The organism is Vibrio sp. CAU 1672 (assembly GCF_029223195.1).
In the GTDB taxonomy this organism is placed as follows: Bacteria; Pseudomonadota; Gammaproteobacteria; order Enterobacterales; family Vibrionaceae; genus Vibrio.
Genome location: NZ_JARHUF010000027.1, coordinates 39,487 through 56,183, shown reverse-complemented (window position 1 = coordinate 56,183; position 16,697 = coordinate 39,487). Strand labels below are relative to the sequence as shown.

Genomic DNA, 16,697 nt, shown 5'->3' with positions numbered 1-16,697 from the left:
CGGGTATGACTGTTATCAGAATGCTTTAGCAGAGCGCGTAAATGGGATACTCAAAATGGAACTTTTACTGAGGAAACCGAAAGATCTGGAAGAAGCGAGGAAAATGGTAGCAGAATCCGTAGATATCTATAATCAAATGAGGCCTCATACGGCTTTGAAATACAAAACGCCCGATGAAGTACATCGAGCGTTTTAGTTAAAAAGTGTCAACCCATATCAGGACGGGTCAATGTCACGCCAAGCTGGCTATTCACCGGCGATTTTCATCCGTCCAATTAAAATTGAGCCGGTTTGGATCTGTGAGCGGGTTTCCAGATCATTCCCCACAGCAACAATCTGCTTAAACATGTCCGGCAGATTACCGGCAATGGTAAACTCCGATACCGGGTATTGAATTTGCCCGTTCTCAACCCAAAAGCCTGCCGCGCCGCGCGAATAGTCACCAGTGACAATGTTCACCCCCTGGCCCATCACTTCCGTGACCAGCAAGCCGGTGCCGAGCTCTTGCAGCATTTGCTCAAAATCTTGTCCGGTTGACTGGACAAACCAATTGTGGATGCCACCGGCATGACCGGTTGGGGTCATATTAAGCTTGCGAGCCGCATAGCTGGTCAACAGATAGGTGGCCAGCACCCCATCAGTGATGATTTCACGATCCTGGGTAAAGACCCCTTCACTATCGAACGGGCTAGAAGCCAGGCCGCGTTTAATATGCGGACGCTCACTGATATTAAACCATTCCGGCAACACAGACTCGCCCAGCTTATCCAGCAGAAAAGAGGACTTGCGATACAAGTTCCCGCCACTGATCGCCATAACCAGATGGCCCATCAGCCCGGTTGCCACATCAGACATGAACATCACCGGGTAGTGGCCCGTTTTGAGTTTTTGCGGGTCAAGGCGACTGATGGTTTTTTCTGCCGCCAAGCGCCCAACGGTTTCCGGTGTCCAGAGATCGTCACGATGGCGGGCGACGGTGTAGCTGTAATCACGTTCCATCTCACCATTTTTGCCCAAGCCAATCACACAGCAACTGGTGCTGTGACGGCTGGAAGCATAACTGGCCAGCAGACCATGGCTGTTGCCATAAACTTTTACGCCATAGTGGCTGTCATAGCTCGCGCCATCGCTCTGTTTGATGACATCGCTGTAGTTCAGTGCCTCCTGCTCGGCCGCAATCGCAACCTGCGCTGCATAGTCCGGATCCGGTGCATCAGGGTGGAACAAATCCAAATCCGGGATCTCTTTTACCATCAACTCTTTCGGTGCCGGGCCAGCAAATGGATCTTCTGATGTGAACTGGGCGATATCCAACGCGGCCAGGACCGTCTGCTCAATTGCGGTCTGGCTCAAGTCAGACGTTGACGCGCTGCCTTTACGCTGGCCCCGGTAAACGGTAATGCCCAACGCACCATCACTGTTAAATTCGACATTTTCCACATCGCCCATGCGGGTGGAAACACTCAGACCGGTGCTTTTGGTGATCGCAACTTCGGCGGCATCCGATTTCGCTGAGGCGATATCGAGTGCCCGGGCAACGGCTTGTTCTAGCTCAGTTCGTTGCTCGGCAACCTGCTGTTTAATATCCATTGTCTTTCACATCATATTTTTAGTTGCCAATAGAATAACAAGATTTTCGCTTTCTCCCCAAGATTCTTGTTAAAATAGTCATATTATCCATCAAAGACAGGCTACAAAAATGGCACGTAAGAATCAAAAGGCGCCATGGGAACCGGAAGAAGAGATCATTTGGGTCAGCAAGACTGAAATGAAGCGCGACATGGAAGAGCTGCAAAAACTGGGTGAGGAACTGGTGTCTCTTAAACCTGCGGTTTTAGAGAAGTTTCCTTTAAGTGACGATCTGCGTGAAGCGATTGCTGATGCGCAGCGTTTTAAAAATGAAGCTCGCCGCCGCCAACTGCAATACATCGGTAAGTTAATGCGTCATGAGGATCCAGAGCCGATCCAGGCGGCGCTGGATAAAGTGCGCAACAAGCACTCCCAGGCAACTGCGGCACTGCACAAACTGGAGACCCTGCGTGATCGCGTTGTGGAAGAAGGCGACAGTGCCATCAGTGATGTGATGGAGCTGTATCCGGAAGCCGACCGCCAACGCCTGCGCCAACTGGCCCGCCAGGCGGCGAAGGAGAAAAAAGCCGGTAAACCGGCCAAAGCGTTCCGCGAGATTTTCCAGATCCTCAAAGAGCTCAATGACGAAGAAATTTAACTCTTCCGGCTCTACACAAAATACAACCAAGCAGACCTCCGGGTCTGCTTTTTTATATCGCCGGCCAAGGCGTGCACCTGGCTACACCAAACGGTTAAGCGACTCCCCCGCCTGAAAAGCATTAATGTTGTCGATAAGAATGTTAGTCAGCCGCTGAATGGATGAATCACTGCCCCAGGCCACGTGTGGGGTAAGTAACAAATTTGGCAGATGCATACTGGCGATCAATGGATTATCTTGATCTGCGGGCTCCTGGCTGAACACATCACAACCAGCTGCAGCGATCTCACCACTGCGTAACGCCTCGACCAGGGCGTTTTCGTCCACCAACCCTCCCCGGCCTGTATTGATCAGAATCGCGCTGGACTTCATCTGCGCCAGTTCATCTTGGCCTATCAGATCCTGGGTATCGTGATTAAGCGGGCAATGCAAGCTGATCACATCGGCCTGGGCCAGTACCTGATTAAACGGCAGATACCCCTCCCGGCACTGACTTGCACCTTTACGCTCAGCAAACAGCACTTTCATCCCCACAGCCCGGGCAAGCTTGGCGGTGGCTTTCCCCAGCGTACCACTGCCGATAACCCCCAGGGTGCTGCCAGCCACATCGCCAATCGGATGGGTAAAAAAGCAGAACTGCTGATTACGCTGCCACTCGCCGCGGGCAATATCCTGATGATAGGCGAACAGGTTCCGGCGCAGAGCAAACAGCATGGCAATCACATGCTCGGGGACCGTTTGGGTTGCATAGCCACGTACGTTGGCCACCGCGATCCCCCGCGCGGCACAGAACTCCACATCAACGTTATTAAATCCCGTCGCCGCGATGGCGATCATTTTCAGCTTTGGCAGTTGAGCCAGCACAGTTTGATCGAGCAACACCTTATTGCTGATCACGATCTCGGCATCGTTAGCCCGTTCAACAACCTGTTGCTCTGAAGTCACATCATACTCCAGCCACTGGTGCGCAAACGCCGGGCGGGGAAGGGAAATGTGAGCCGGGATGGTGGCCCGGTCAAGAAACACCACTTTAGGCAGTGACATAAAAACTCCTTTTTCTTTCACTGCCGGGCAATCGCCAGTTACGGACGTGGCAGTGTTTTATAATCCGGTAATTTACGCTCCGGATCAAAAATATCAAAGATCATCTCTTGCGCTTCAGGATAAAAGTCACACGCGACAAAAATACTGCGCAACCAGTGGCTCCGGGGGTGATAAAAACTCAGCTCTGAGGCATGCAACGCCAGACGGTCAGAGAACGCTTTCGCCTCAGGCGTGGCATAAAACTCATCCCCGACAATCGGGTGCCCCAACGCCTGCATATGTACCCGCAGCTGATGTGAACGTCCGGTCACCGGCAGCAGGCGGACGATGGTGGTCTTCTCCCCGCCCGGATGCAGCTCACGCTTTGTGACTTCAAAGCGCGTTTTAGATGGTTTTCCCTGCTCAAAGCAGACTTTCTGCAACGGCCGGTTTGGCCAGTCGCAGATCAAAGGCAGGTCAATTTCCCCCTGCTGCGGATCGACATGCCCCCAGACCCGGGCGTAATAAATTTTATGGGTCAGGCGAAACTGAAACTGCTTTTTCAGGGCACTTTCCGCACGCTTATTTTTGGCCAGAACCATCAGGCCAGAAGTCGACATGTCGAGGCGATGCACTATCTGGATATCTGGGTACTGCTCTTGCAGCCGGCTCCACATGCTGTCGTGGTGCTCCGCCAGGCGCCCGGGCACCGATAACAAGCCAGATGGCTTATTGACCGCCAGAATATGCTCGTCTTCATAAACAATCTCAGTCCAGGGATCGGTCGGTGGCGTGTACTCAAGCATTGCCATGGGTCAGTCTCTACTCAATTAAAACGCGCCAATTATACCTGACTCTCACCAAGATGCGCGGAGAAAACACACCGGCCCGCCAAATGCAAATGGCCCACCAAAAAGAAAGAATGTCAACCCGGACCAAAAAACAACAAAATCCCAAAGCGTAAGTTTTTATTGACAGCATTAATATGCATGTTATTTGTATGTAATCAATAACATCAAAGGACAGAAATACACATGGAATCCGTAGTACCAACCCGCCCCCAATCCAGGCTTTCCCAATTCATGCGCTCGTTAGGACCCGGCATTCTGATGGCCTCTGCCGCAGTTGGAGGATCCCACCTTGTGGCCTCAACCAAAGCCGGCGCTATCTACGGCTGGCAACTAGCCGCACTGATCCTGCTGGTCAATCTGTTTAAATACCCATTTTTCCGTGCCGGGGTGCAATATACCATGGGCACCGGTCTGACACTGGTGGAAGGCTATGCCAAACTCGGACGTCCCTACCTGTGGGTGTTCCTGTTTCTGAGTTCAGTGTCGGCGGTGATCAATACAGCGGCCCTGCTGATGTTCAGCGTCAGTTTACTGGGCTACTTCATTCCATTTTCACTCTCTATGGCGTCACTCAGTGTCATTGTGCTGCTGACCTGTTTGACCATTCTCATCGCCGGGCACTACAAGGCGTTAGATACGTTATCCAAAGTGATCATGTCGGTCCTTACCCTTGCCACATTACTGGCGGTGGCCATTGCTTTTAATAACCCCGTAGAGCCGGTGGCAAACTTTGAGGCCCCTTCTCCCTGGTCTGTTGCTGCAATTGGTTTTATTGTCGTAACCATGGGTTGGATGCCCGCTCCGATAGAGATTTCCTGCTTAACCTCTGCCTGGCTCAAGCGCCAGTCAAGCCAGCAAGAAGTAACCCCGCGCTCTGCCTTGTTTGACTTCAATGTTGGTTACATCGGCACAGCCATACTGGCTATTGTCTTTTTGTCTCTGGGCTCACTCATGCTGCACGGCTCAGGTATTGAACTGAAGAGTTCCGGGGTGGGATTTTCGCACCAGTTGGTTGGCTTGTACGCCTCCACCATTGGTGAGTGGTCACGGTATCTAATCGCGGCGATCGCGTTTTTCTGTATTTTCGGCAGTACCATCACCGTGATCGATGGCTATTCCCGAGTCATTTCTGACTCGCAGCGCCTGCTTCGCAGCCAAACACAAGCTAATCCCAACGTAACCTCGGCAATTATGGTCACCGTGTCGCTTCTGGCTTTGGCTATTATTGTGTTCTGGGCGTCAGCACTGTTACCTATGCTTGATTTTGCCATGGTCCTCGCTTTCATGACGACCCCATTCTTTGCGCTGCTGAACTATATTCTTGTGAGCAGAACTGAATTACCACAACCATTGGCACTGGGCACTAAATTGAAATGGCTATCCGTTGCTGGCTTGATTTACCTATTTGGCTTCCTGGCGTTATTCATTTGGTGGAAGTGGCTGATGTGATCCGGCCTACACCGACAAGCAGGCTCAGGGTAATAGCACTTCCCTGGCTGAGATAAAACAAAGGCCTTCAGATGAAGGCCTTATTTATTTGACATGCGCTGTTTAGTTATGGCTGACGACTATCAAACGCAGTGAGTCAAGCTGAACCTGGGCTTGGTTGATATACCCACTCAACTCTTGTACTTGCGCTTCAATCGCTTCAATCTCTTCATCTCGGATATTCGGGTTGACCGCTTTGAGCGCCTGCAAACGCTCCAGTTCCGCATTCAGGCTCTGGTTCATCTCTTGTTGCGCCTGCTGACGTGCTTGTTCAACCTGCTGCTCCACCAACACATCACCGGCTTCAATCAGGCGATGGACATCACTTTGTACCGAGGTAACCAACTTACTCGCCAGATGACGGTTGACCGGGCTGAGCTGGCGGTTGAAACTTTCAAACTCCACCTGGGCAGACAGATCGTTGCCACGCGCATCCATCATCAAACGGATTGGCGTTTTCGGCAAAAAGCGGGCAATGCCGCTGCGTTTCGGTGCCTGCACATCCACCGCGTAGATCAGCTCCAGCAAAATGGTTCCTACCGGCAGGGCTTTGTTTTTGAGCAGTGACACAGCCGAAGTACCGACGCCCTCACTCATCAGCAGGTCGATCCCGCCCTGGATCATCGGGTGTTCCCAGCTGATAAAATGCATATCCTCACGTGACAACGCCGTATCACGATCAAAGGTGATGGTAGCACCTTCATACGGCAGTCCAGGGTAGCTTGGCACCATCATATGTTCAGACGGGGTCACCACCAGGGCGTTTTCGCCTTTATCGTCTTGGTTTAGGCCGATGGTATCAAACAGGCTGAGTGCAAATGTTACCAGATTGGTATCGCCATCGGTCGCCGCGACTTTATCTACGATTTGTTGGGCTTTTTCACCGCCGTTAGAGTGCATTTCCAACAGGCGATCCCGGCCCTGCTCCAGTTGTGCCTTCAGAGATTTATTCAGCTTGGCCGACGCATCAATGACCTCATCCAGCTCACTGGTATCACCAGAAGCCAGCATTTCGATCAGCGCATCGGCATACTTGTCATACACTGCACGGCCGGTTGGACAGGTTTCGCCGAACGCGTTTAACCCCTCATCAAACCAACGAGCCAGAATTGCCTGCGAGGTCCCCTTCAGGTATGGAACGTGAATATCAATATCACGTTGCTGACCAATCCGGTCCAGACGACCAATACGCTGTTCAAGCAGATCCGGGTTAAATGGCAGATCGAACATCACTAACTGGTTGGCAAACTGGAAGTTACGTCCTTCCGAACCAATTTCGCTACAGATCAGCACCTGCGCACCGCCCTCTTCCTGGGCAAAATACGCCGCCGCTTTATCCCGCTCCAGAATCGACATGCCTTCATGGAACACTGTGGCACGGATGCCTTCACGTTCACGCAGGGCCTGCTCAAGCTGCAGTGCCGTACTGGCGCGTGATGCAATCACCAGGATCTTCTCACTGCGTTTTTCTTTGATCTTTTCCAGTAGCCAGTTGACCCGGGAGTCAAACTGCCACCAACTTGAATCTTCACCTTCAAATTCCTGGAAGATCTCTTCAGGGTAAAGGTTTTTCACCGCACGGGCTTCGGCGCTCATCTTGCCGCCGATCATGCCAGCCACGCGCATTGAGGTACTGTATTGTTGCGGGATCTCCATCGGCAACAAATGCACATTCCGCACCGGGAAGCCTTTCACCGCCGAACGGGTATTACGGAACAGCACCCGACCGGTGCCGTGGCGGTCCATCAGATTATCAATCAGCTCCTGACGGGCTGAGGCCACCGCTTCTTCTTCCGTGGCACTTTCAATAATGCGGAACAGCGGTTCCACGTCTTGTTCCGACAACAGTTCAGTAATCTGGTTTTTCGCTTCATCCGAGAGTGTTTCGCCGGAGAACAGTGCAGTAATCGAATCCGCCACCGGGGCATACTGCTCTTCTTCTTCCACAAACGCGTCGTAATCATAGAAACGGTCAGGGTCGAGCAGGCGCAAACGGGCAAAGTGGCTTTCGCGGCCCAGTTGCTCCGGGGTCGCGGTCAGCAACAGTACGCCCGAGGTACGCTCTGCCAGACCTTCCACCACCTGGTATTCGCGGCTTGGCTTATCCTGGCTCCACTCCAGATGGTGCGCCTCATCCACCACCAACAGATCCCACTCGCCTTCAAGCGCCTGTTCAAAACGCTTACGGCTTTTACGCAGAAAATCCAGTGAGCACAGTACATATTGCTGGGTATCAAACGGGTTTTCCGCTTCAGCAAACGCTTCAATACAGCGCTCTTCATCGAAAATTGAGAAATGCAGGTTGAAACGGCGCAGCATTTCCACCAGCCACTGGTGCTGCAGGGTTTCCGGTACCACAATCAGGATACGTTCAGCGCGACCGGACAGCACTTGCTGATGGATGATCATCCCGGCTTCAATGGTCTTACCCAGACCGACCTCATCCGCCAGCAATACCCGTGGAGCATGGCGGCGACCCACTTCATGCGCGATATACAACTGGTGCGGGATCAAGCCGGCACGCATACCGCACAGGCCTCGCATCGGGCTTTTATGCTGCTGATACTGGTTTTGCAACGCACGATAGCGCAGGACAAAATTGTCCATCCGATCGATTTGGCCGGTATACAACTTATCTTGCGGCTTGTTAAAACGAATTTGGTTACTGAGGAAAATCTCACGCAGCACGACCGCGGTCTCTTGGGTATCTTCGCGGGTACCAAAGTAGGTGTACAGTCCCTGGTCTTCCAGAACCTCTTCCACCTTCAGTGACCAGCCTTCCTGACAGTCAATCACATCGCCAACATTAAACGTTACTCGGGTCACTGGTGCATCATTACGTGCGTAAACTCGGTTCTCTTCTGATGCTGCAAACATCAATGTCACGGTGCGTGCATCCAGTGCTACGACGGTACCTAAACCTAAATCGCTTTCCGTATCGCTAATCCAGCGCTGCCCCAAAGCAAATGTCATGAATTGACTACCTCGTTGTTGTTCATTGTTGGTTTACCCATCCGGCATGGGTAATAGTTTAGATCTGTTTCTGGCTTCTGCTACGTGGGCAACGCATGTTTAACCGCGTTACCCTGCTTAAAATCCGGCCACCGCAACATCATAATCCGAGCGGTATCCAAGCGCAGAAAAAGGTCGCTAATCTTACTTGAAGCCGTGATTCAGGTCACGTGTAAACGGCCTTTCGTACAAACTTTTTTTGTTTAACTCTGAATGCAATCAAATTGTAAAAAACTCATGACAATTATTAGCTTGTAGTCAGTGATTCTTACGTATAATTCAATTGAGGAGCACGTTGCTGCATAAGCAAAAGTGCGTGATTACACGATTAGGATCAACACGGGTTTGCAGTAAGTCGTCTTGCTACTCGGTTGCGCTACTAACCGCTACGCCCGATGACCTCTGTTGCAAAAGTCAGAGCCAGAGCTGGTTCGATGCTGTGTGCCACCCGGCTCTCAGCCAGCAACGCCGCGCAGCGGCAAGGAGTATCTATGGGCGATACCGATCGGAAACTGTTTGTCCTCGACACTAATATCCTGCTTCATGAACCTTTCGCTATTTTTTCTTTCCAGGAACACGATGTCGTCATTCCGATGACCGTTTTAGAAGAACTCGATCGCATCAAAGACAGTAAACGCGACGTGGCGCGTGACGCACGCGTGGCAATTCGGGCTCTTGAAGATCTGTTCCGGGATTCCACCCCGGAAGACATTTCAGAAGGGATACCGGTCAACAAAGAGTGCCCCGAACAGGGCAGCATTGCTATTCTGGCTGATTTTGAACTGCAAGAAACCGTCAAAGCCTTCGCCGATAAAGCCGGCGATAACCGTATTCTCAATGCAGTACTCTATTTGCAAAACAAACGAGCACCACGGGAAGTGGTACTGGTGACCAAAGACATCAACATGCGCCTGAGAGCCAAAGGTGCCGGGGTGCGTTATGTCGAAGACTACCGCACCGATCAACTGATTGATGACGTACAATACTTAACCAAAGGATTCCAGCTGTGCGAGGGGAACTTCTGGAGCAAGGTCGAGGAAGTAGACAGTTATACGCTGGGTGGCCGCACCTACCACAAGCTCAGCCGGGAGCCGTTTGAACCGACCTTCCTCAATCAATACATTATCGACGAAGAGAGCGATTTTGCCGCCCGGGTCGAATCGATCAACGAAGAGCAACTGACCCTGCTGGATCTCAGCCGCGAGCGGATGCTGCACCGCAAAGCGTGGGACATTACCCCGAAAAACATTTATCAGGGCATGGCGCTCGATGCGCTGCTCGATCCGGACATTGATTTGGTGATCCTCACCGGGGCCGCCGGTAGCGGTAAAACCTTACTCGCGTTGGCTGCAGCGCTGGAACAAACCATCGAAAAAAACATGTTCGATAAGATCATCGTTACCCGTAATACCCCGGATATCGGTGAATCGATCGGCTTTTTGCCCGGCAGCGAAGAGGAAAAAATGCTGCCCTGGCTGGCGGCGGTTACCGATACTTTAGAAGCGCTGCACAAACACGATCACTGTACCGAAGGCTCTTTAAAATACATCTGTGACAAGGCCAATATCCAGTTCAAATCGATCAACTTCATGCGCGGTCGCTCGATCCAGAATGCGTTTGTTCTGCTGGATGAATGCCAGAACTTAACCGCCTCACAAATCAAAACCATCATCACCCGCTGTGGTGAGGGCACCAAAATCGTCTGCTCCGGAAATCTGGCACAAATTGACTCACATTACTTAACCCCGGTCACCTCCGGACTGACTTATATGGTAGAGCGGTTTAAAAACTTCGAAGGCAGTACCAACATCCACCTCAATGGGGTTGTACGTAGCCGCCTGGCTGAGTTTGCCGAAGAAAATTTATAGGGCACAACACAAAAGAGCGCTCAATGAGCGCTCTTCCTCGTCCGGTTTTCGGGTAACCTACTCTGTACCACCCACGGTTATCGCATCGAGTTTCAGGGTTGGCTGTCCGACACCGACCGGTACGCTTTGACCAGCCTTACCACAAACCCCAACCCCTTTATCGATGCTGAGATCGTTGCCGACCATCGAGACCTGTTGCATTGCCTCGATTCCCGAGCCGATCAACGTCGCGCCTTTTACCGGGCGGGTGATCTTACCATCTTCAATCATGTACGCCTCAGAAGTCGAGAAGACAAATTTGCCAGAGGTAATGTCCACCTGGCCACCACCAAAATTAGGCGCATACAGGCCGCGTTTGACCGTCGAGATGATCTCTTCCGGGCTATGCTCACCCGGCAACATGTAGGTGTTGGTCATGCGTGGCATCGGCAGGTGCGCGTAAGACTCACGGCGCCCATTCCCCGTCGGGTTAACCCCCATCAAACGCGCATTGTGTTTGTCTTGCATATAGCCTTTCAGCACCCCGTTTTCAATCAGGGTATTGTACTGGCCGTTTACCCCTTCATCATCGATGTTCAAAGAACCACGCAGATCGGTCAACGTCCCGTCATCGACAATCGTACACAACGGAGACGTCACTTGTTGCCCGAGCTTACCGGAGAAGACTGACGAGTCTTTACGGTTAAAATCGCCTTCCAGGCCATGCCCCACAGCCTCATGCAGCAGCACGCCCGGCCAACCAGAGCCCAGTACAACCGGCATCGTGCCCGCCGGTGCAGCTTCCGCTTCCAGATTAACCAGCGCCATGCGTATCGCCTCATCAGCAAATTCAAACGCCTGTTGCACACCGTTATTCTCGGTCAGGAAAAAATCGTAGCCATAACGGCCACCGCCTCCGGCGCTGCCCCGCTCACGGCGATCGCCTTTTTGCGCTAACACACTGATAGAAAGACGGACTAAGGGACGGATATCCCCGGCATAGGTACCATCCGTGGCGGCCACCAGCATCTGTTCATGCACGCCACTTAAGCTGATCGATACCTCTTTGATCAGCGGCTCCTTGGTGCGAATATAGGCATCCAAAGACTTTAACAATTCAGTTTTCTGCTGTTTTTCCCAGCACATCAACGGGTTTACCGCCTGGTAATAAGCCTGGTTATCATGGCGCTTGAAGGCCTGCACCTTACCATTCTGCCCGTGTTGGGCGATGCCTCGGGCGGCAATCGCACTCTGCATCAGGCCCTCAAGCTGGATCTGATCCGAATAGGCAAAACCAGTTTTCTCTCCGGTGACCGCGCGCACACCGACACCACAATCGATGTTAAAAGAGCCGTCTTTGATGATGCTGTCTTCAAGAACCAAGGACTCATGCCAGCTGGACTGAAAATAGATGTCCGCATAATCGATCTGACGGGTGGCGATACTGGCTAGAGTATCAGCAATATCTTGCTCGGTCAGACCATTAGGGGCAAGCAGTGCCTGTTCAATTTGATTCGTGCTCATAATTAGCTCTTTTGTTTCCGTTTCAATTGAATTTGAAATCGATTGTGTTGGGTTAGCGGCATATTCTGCCTCACTTGTCGGCATTGTGACAAATCTATCTCAGTAACCAGCAGCCCCGGCTCATCGCCCAACTGCGCCCATACCTCGCCCCATGGAGAAATGACCATCGAGCGGCCCCAGGTTTGCCGGCCGCAAGGATGGGTTCCGGTTTGCCCGCAGGCTATCACCCAGCACTGGGTTTCAATCGCCCTGGCTTTCAGTAAGGTTTCCCAATGCGCAGCGCCGGTCACCGCGGTAAACGCGGCCGGCACCAGCAGGATCTCCGCCCCCTGTTCAGCGAGTGCCTGGTACAGCGCAGGGAAGCGCACATCATAACAAATACTCAGCCCAAGCGTACCAATATCACTCTCAGCGGCCACAGTCCGCTCCCCGGCGCTGAAGGTGTCTGATTCACGGTAACTGCCGTGGCCATCTGTGACATCAACATCAAACATATGCAACTTGTCATAATGAGCCAGTAACTCGCCGCGCGGTGAGAAGAGCAACGAGGTGGTCGTGACGCCATTCTCGGTTCGGATCGGCATACTGCCTAAAACAACGCTGACCTGATACCGACGGGCCATCCCGGCCAGCCGATCCTGAATAGGGCCATGGTTTAGCCACTCAGCATGCTGGTGGTAGGCCTCGCGGTGCGCGAACAAAACCGCATTTTCCGGCGTCACTACCAATTGTACCCCCTGTGCCGCAGCGAGCTGACATTGCCGGTCGATTTCCGCCAGATTGGCCTCTATATCCGGGCCGGACGTCATTTGAATGATACCCACACGTTCCATATGCGAAGGTTCCTTATTTAGCTTGTTCGAGGAGTTTTTCCGGTAATTTGTACTCGCCTTTACTCCTGGAGATCTCTTTTACGGTCGGCGAATCCAGCGAGCCTTTGACTTCATAGTTAACTTGAGTAAAAACCTCGACTACCGGTGAGATCACGGTGGATATCGCCAAAACATATAATGCCGTTTGGGGTGCCACCGCAAATGCGGTAAGCATTGGAATACCAGATGTCACGTCTGGGGTAAACTGAACTTCAGCATCGACCATTTTGGTATTGATATCGGCCATGCCGCGAATTTTCATCTCCCCCGCGAGGGCATCCATGACAATGTCATTGGTCACGAACACCCCGTCCTGGAATCGGCCCGTGCCGGTAATTGAGTTAAACGCCATCCCCTTATCGAAGACATCGGTAAAATCCAGCTGCATCTTACGAATAATAGAATCAAGGCTAAATAAACCGAGCAGTCTTGCTGCACCGCTGACTTCAGAGATCACCCCTTTACCAAACTCGGTCGACACGTCCCCCTGCAGGGTTTTGGTCTGCATTGCCCACGGTGCCCCTTCCCACTCCATGTTGGAGCTGAGCTCAAACGGTGCCTGCTGGATCCCAGAAGTAATACCAAACCGCTCCATCAATTCGGTGTTGTTATCACTGATGATTTTCGTTACCAAACTGGAGTGACTGCGATGCTCATCCAACTCCCACCAACCGGTCAAATCAACCCGGTTTTTCCCACTGCGAATGGTCGCCTGGTTCAACTCAAGGCGCTGTTCACGGCGTTGCACACCAACATTAACCTGGCCGACTTTGTAACCCTGCAACCAGAAATCATCAATGTTGAGGGTCAAATTGGGCATAGCGGTATGGAGCTGGCGGTCAAAATCAGAAATCAACGGCATCTGCTGATCGTCATTAGCGAACAGTGAACCACGCGTCTGGGCCAGTTCATCCAGGCCGGGGATGTAAAGATGCAAACGCTCCAGAGAAACCGCTAACTCGTAGGGCTGCAAATAGTTTGCTTTGCCTTTCATCTCCTGGCTGTTGACATCCAACTGCCAGCTGAGGTTCTTCTTGCGCGCGTGGAAGTCCACATCATTAAACTCAATACCGCCCAACGTCAGTGAGTTAACATCAGCATTAATCTGGGTCGGCAGCGGTATTTTCGGCGTCGTCATGTCAGACAACACCGAAGGGGCTTCGCTTTCCGGCAGCTGCATCAACGCGCTCCAACGATCCAGATTGAGTTTATCCAGTTTCACATTAGCCTGATGGCCAACCACCGGGCTGACTTTAAACTCCCCCTCTCCCAGCACCAGATTCGAGGCGGTTAACAACGGCACACTGCCGCTGATATCGATTTCGGTTTGGTATTTGGCATGCGGAAGTTGTAGTCGCGCCGATACACTCTGCTGATCTCCGGAAGCCTGCAGCTTAGCCTGGGCAACCTCACCGGCAGGTTTAGCCAGCGGGTAAGGATAATCACTGACCAGTGGCGCTAACTGTGCCAGCACGTCGATCTGATAAGTAAAACCGATGTCGTTAAGCTGCAAATCGATGTCCATTTGCCAGGGGGCATACCCTGAGACCAAGCTCAGCCACCGTTCACCCAGATAAGGCTTCAGTGGCTCCACTTCCCAGTCACCGATGGTATTGATCACAACGTTATAGCCCTGTTCAGCACTTTCACCTCTGAAATCAACTGAAATCGGCTGTCCCAGCAGCTCTGCGGCTAAACCTGAAGTGGTCACCACATCGTTGTCAAAATAGATCCGCCCGGTGGCTTTTTCCAGCTTCATCGGCGGGGCATCAATCTCAACCGGATTGGCCTTTAGATCAGCAAATCCCCAGGCTCGCGCCTCCTGATCCAGGTCAAAGGGGATACTTAATTGAAACTCCGACGACACCGGGCCACTAACCTGCAAGGCCGTCAGTGCAGCACCAACCGAGTCAACCAGTGGCGTCGCCATCATATAATCACGCACTTCATTGCCCGGGGCGCTGGCTTTGGCTTCGATTTCGATATGTCCGTCGGGAGCCAGCGACGGGATCCGGCCGGTTATTTGCTTTGACGTGACCCCTTTTAAGGTGGCGGATCTGGAATCCAGGTACATCGCATCGTTTTCAAACAACAAATCGAGTTGCAAATCGGTGATCGGTGGCCAGGCGGTGTCAAAACTGAACTTACCCTCTTTTAGCCCCACCCAGGCCTGGAACATGCCATTGTGCTGATGATAAGGAAAATCACCCAGTTCACCATACCAAAGCAGTTTGGCCGTATTAGCTTTACCACCTTGAATGGCTGCCGACAGGTAATCGGTCAACTCTTGCCCAAGCGCCAACGTTGGCAGATAGCGCCAGGTCTCCCCGGCGTTATACAAATCCGCTTCAGCATAAAAAGACAGAAAAGGACTTTGCTGGATTGGAAAGTCGAGACGAAAAGCCCCTAAGACCTGTAGATCCGGGGTTGCTGCAGTGACTTTATCCGACCACAAACGCCAGCCTTGCTCATCACGTTGCCAGTTGATCTCGACTTCCCCCTGCTTGATATTCAGCGGAGCCTGAAAGACATCACCATAGGGAAAAACATCATCAATCACGTTAATGCTAGCTTGGGCCTGATAAAGATCCCCAGACAGTCGGCCATGTACCTGATGAAAGCCGGGTAGCAAATCCCACTGAGTTAACCCTAAACGTTCCAGCTCAGCAGAATAACGCAGAGACTCCCAACCGTCTTGCATCGATATACGGATATCTTCCACTTCGCCTTTCGGCGCCAATTGTTGTAACTGCTGACTCAGTGAAGCAGAATCCGGCATTAGCTTTACCAGCGGGAGCAAGGCTTCGATATCCACCTGAGACAGGTTTAACACCCAGCCCTCTGGCTGCCAGTCAAACGCCACATCGAGTTCAGGCCAGGGCATGTCATCTGTGCGGATCTGAAATGAGTGACCACTTACTTTCCAGCCATTGCTATCCGGTGAAAGCTTCACTCTGCCAGATTCGACTAATAGTTCATGACGCCCATCTTCACTCCACACCAGCTCCGAAGGTTGTAATTCAGCATACGCATCACTAGGCTGGCTGTGGCTTAACGTCAACCAAACGTTCAGGCTGACTTTCCCCGACTCAATACCCGATTCCGTCTGGATGTAATGGGTTAGCCAGGGAGTAACCGATACATCCAGTGCACTGATATAAAACTCACCTGAAACGTCGCGCAAAGACCCATGATCAAAAAAGTTAGCACTTACTTGCAAAGAGTTGAGTTTCGCGTCGGCAATGCTGACCGTACCCTCAGCGAAATGGCGCCGGCCCTGGTTACTCCAGCGCAGCTGGTCGATATCAAGGCGACGCTCTTCACCCGAGATCGATTTGTACCAAATTTTTGAATCGGCAATAGTAAAGTCTTCAAACTGGCGTAAAAACAGAGAGTCAAGCTGATCGATCAGTTTGATTTCGCTTGGCTCGCTGGTTGCCTGCGGCCTCACTTCCGCCTGAGGCAGAAGATCCACAGTCCGAATGTCCAAAGCCAGATTGCGAATAGACAAATCCGCCACCACCGGCTTGAACTGCCACAGCGACTGGAGCAAATCGAACTCGATGTGGATTTCATCCACGGCAAAACGCGCATCATTATTGTCAGGTAGATTAGCTTCTAAGCCAATAAGTGCCACGGAAGGGTGGCTGTTGCGCCAGGCCCCGGCCACACTGGAGATAGAAAAATCAAAACCTGTGCCGTGCTTGACCCAGGTTTTGATCTCATCTTGAAATTGATTAAGGTGAGGTAAGGCTATACGCAAGCTGGTCACTACAATGGCCAATAGCACCAGTAGTGTAACCAAGCTCCACGCACAAAAGCGCCCTAAACGTTGAAAACCAGAACTCACAAA

11 protein-coding genes are annotated in these 16,697 nt (G+C 52.0%); 4 read left to right on the top strand and 7 right to left on the bottom strand.

What is annotated here, in order from left to right; genetic code table 11:
* Positions 1-196: integrase core domain-containing protein (locus P2G85_RS18460; RefSeq protein ID WP_275865538.1), on the top strand; the 196-nt coding region annotated here is incomplete at its 5' end.
* Between the two features lie 50 nt (positions 197-246).
* On the opposite strand, the gene pmbA is transcribed toward P2G85_RS18460, so the two are convergent.
* Positions 247-1,590, bottom strand: a complete 1,344-nt coding sequence (pmbA, locus tag P2G85_RS18455) for a metalloprotease PmbA (RefSeq protein WP_275865537.1) — start codon at positions 1,588-1,590, stop codon at positions 247-249.
* 109 nt (positions 1,591-1,699) lie between these two features.
* Here pmbA and yjgA point away from each other — a divergent pair, with 109 nt between their 5' ends.
* A complete protein-coding gene (gene yjgA / locus P2G85_RS18450) occupies positions 1,700-2,227 on the top strand; it encodes a ribosome biogenesis factor YjgA (protein ID WP_275865536.1) in 528 nt (175 codons plus the stop codon).
* Between the two features lie 81 nt (positions 2,228-2,308).
* Here the strand turns inward: yjgA and P2G85_RS18445 are convergent, their stop codons facing one another.
* On the bottom strand, positions 2,309-3,271 hold the full coding sequence (locus P2G85_RS18445; protein WP_275865535.1) for a D-2-hydroxyacid dehydrogenase: 963 nt from the start codon (positions 3,269-3,271) through the stop codon (positions 2,309-2,311).
* A gap of 38 nt (positions 3,272-3,309) precedes the next feature.
* Complete coding sequence (rluA, locus tag P2G85_RS18440) at positions 3,310-4,062, bottom strand: bifunctional tRNA pseudouridine(32) synthase/23S rRNA pseudouridine(746) synthase RluA (RefSeq protein ID WP_275865534.1); 753 nt, start codon at positions 4,060-4,062, stop codon at positions 3,310-3,312.
* A gap of 222 nt (positions 4,063-4,284) precedes the next feature.
* Between rluA and P2G85_RS18435 the strand changes: the two genes are divergently transcribed.
* Complete coding sequence (locus tag P2G85_RS18435) at positions 4,285-5,550, top strand: divalent metal cation transporter (RefSeq protein WP_275865533.1); 1,266 nt, start codon at positions 4,285-4,287, stop codon at positions 5,548-5,550.
* Positions 5,551-5,652: 102 nt separating this feature from the next.
* Here P2G85_RS18435 and rapA read toward each other — a convergent pair whose 3' ends face one another.
* Complete coding sequence (rapA, locus tag P2G85_RS18430; RefSeq protein ID WP_275865532.1) at positions 5,653-8,562, bottom strand: RNA polymerase-associated protein RapA; 2,910 nt, start codon at positions 8,560-8,562, stop codon at positions 5,653-5,655.
* 530 nt (positions 8,563-9,092) lie between these two features.
* Between rapA and P2G85_RS18425 the strand changes: the two genes are divergently transcribed.
* Positions 9,093-10,469 carry a PhoH family protein gene (locus P2G85_RS18425; RefSeq protein ID WP_275865531.1) on the top strand — a complete coding sequence of 459 codons (1,377 nt, stop codon included), beginning with the start codon at positions 9,093-9,095 and terminating at the stop codon, positions 10,467-10,469.
* 57 nt (positions 10,470-10,526) lie between these two features.
* On the opposite strand, the gene tldD is transcribed toward P2G85_RS18425, so the two are convergent.
* From tldD to P2G85_RS18410, 3 genes are read right to left on the bottom strand one after another with little or no spacing between them, the layout of a single operon-like run.
* Entirely contained in the window at positions 10,527-11,972 is a 1,446-nt protein-coding gene (gene tldD / locus P2G85_RS18420) for a metalloprotease TldD (RefSeq protein ID WP_275865530.1), read from the bottom strand.
* A 2-nt stretch (positions 11,973-11,974) separates the two neighbouring features.
* On the bottom strand, positions 11,975-12,805 hold the full coding sequence (locus P2G85_RS18415) for a carbon-nitrogen hydrolase family protein (protein ID WP_275865529.1): 831 nt from the start codon (positions 12,803-12,805) through the stop codon (positions 11,975-11,977).
* Between the two features lie 13 nt (positions 12,806-12,818).
* Positions 12,819-16,694: a YhdP family protein gene (locus tag P2G85_RS18410; protein WP_275865528.1), complete on the bottom strand. Its 3,876-nt coding sequence runs from the start codon at positions 16,692-16,694 to the stop codon at positions 12,819-12,821.
* Positions 16,695-16,697 lie beyond the last annotated feature (3 nt).

Excerpts from the sequence above, each read along its gene's own strand:
- pmbA (WP_275865537.1), bottom strand. The coding sequence starts at position 1,590 with ATGGATATTAAACAGCAGGTTGCCGAGCAACGAACTGAGCTAGAACAA.
- yjgA (WP_275865536.1), top strand. The coding sequence starts at position 1,700 with ATGGCACGTAAGAATCAAAAGGCGCCATGGGAACCGGAAGAAGAGATC.
- P2G85_RS18445 (WP_275865535.1), bottom strand. The coding sequence starts at position 3,271 with ATGTCACTGCCTAAAGTGGTGTTTCTTGACCGGGCCACCATCCCGGCT.
- rluA (WP_275865534.1), bottom strand. The coding sequence starts at position 4,062 with ATGGCAATGCTTGAGTACACGCCACCGACCGATCCCTGGACTGAGATT.
- P2G85_RS18435 (WP_275865533.1), top strand. The coding sequence starts at position 4,285 with ATGGAATCCGTAGTACCAACCCGCCCCCAATCCAGGCTTTCCCAATTC.
- rapA (WP_275865532.1), bottom strand. The coding sequence starts at position 8,562 with ATGACATTTGCTTTGGGGCAGCGCTGGATTAGCGATACGGAAAGCGAT.
- P2G85_RS18425 (WP_275865531.1), top strand. The coding sequence starts at position 9,093 with ATGGGCGATACCGATCGGAAACTGTTTGTCCTCGACACTAATATCCTG.
- tldD (WP_275865530.1), bottom strand. The coding sequence starts at position 11,972 with ATGAGCACGAATCAAATTGAACAGGCACTGCTTGCCCCTAATGGTCTG.
- P2G85_RS18415 (WP_275865529.1), bottom strand. The coding sequence starts at position 12,805 with ATGGAACGTGTGGGTATCATTCAAATGACGTCCGGCCCGGATATAGAG.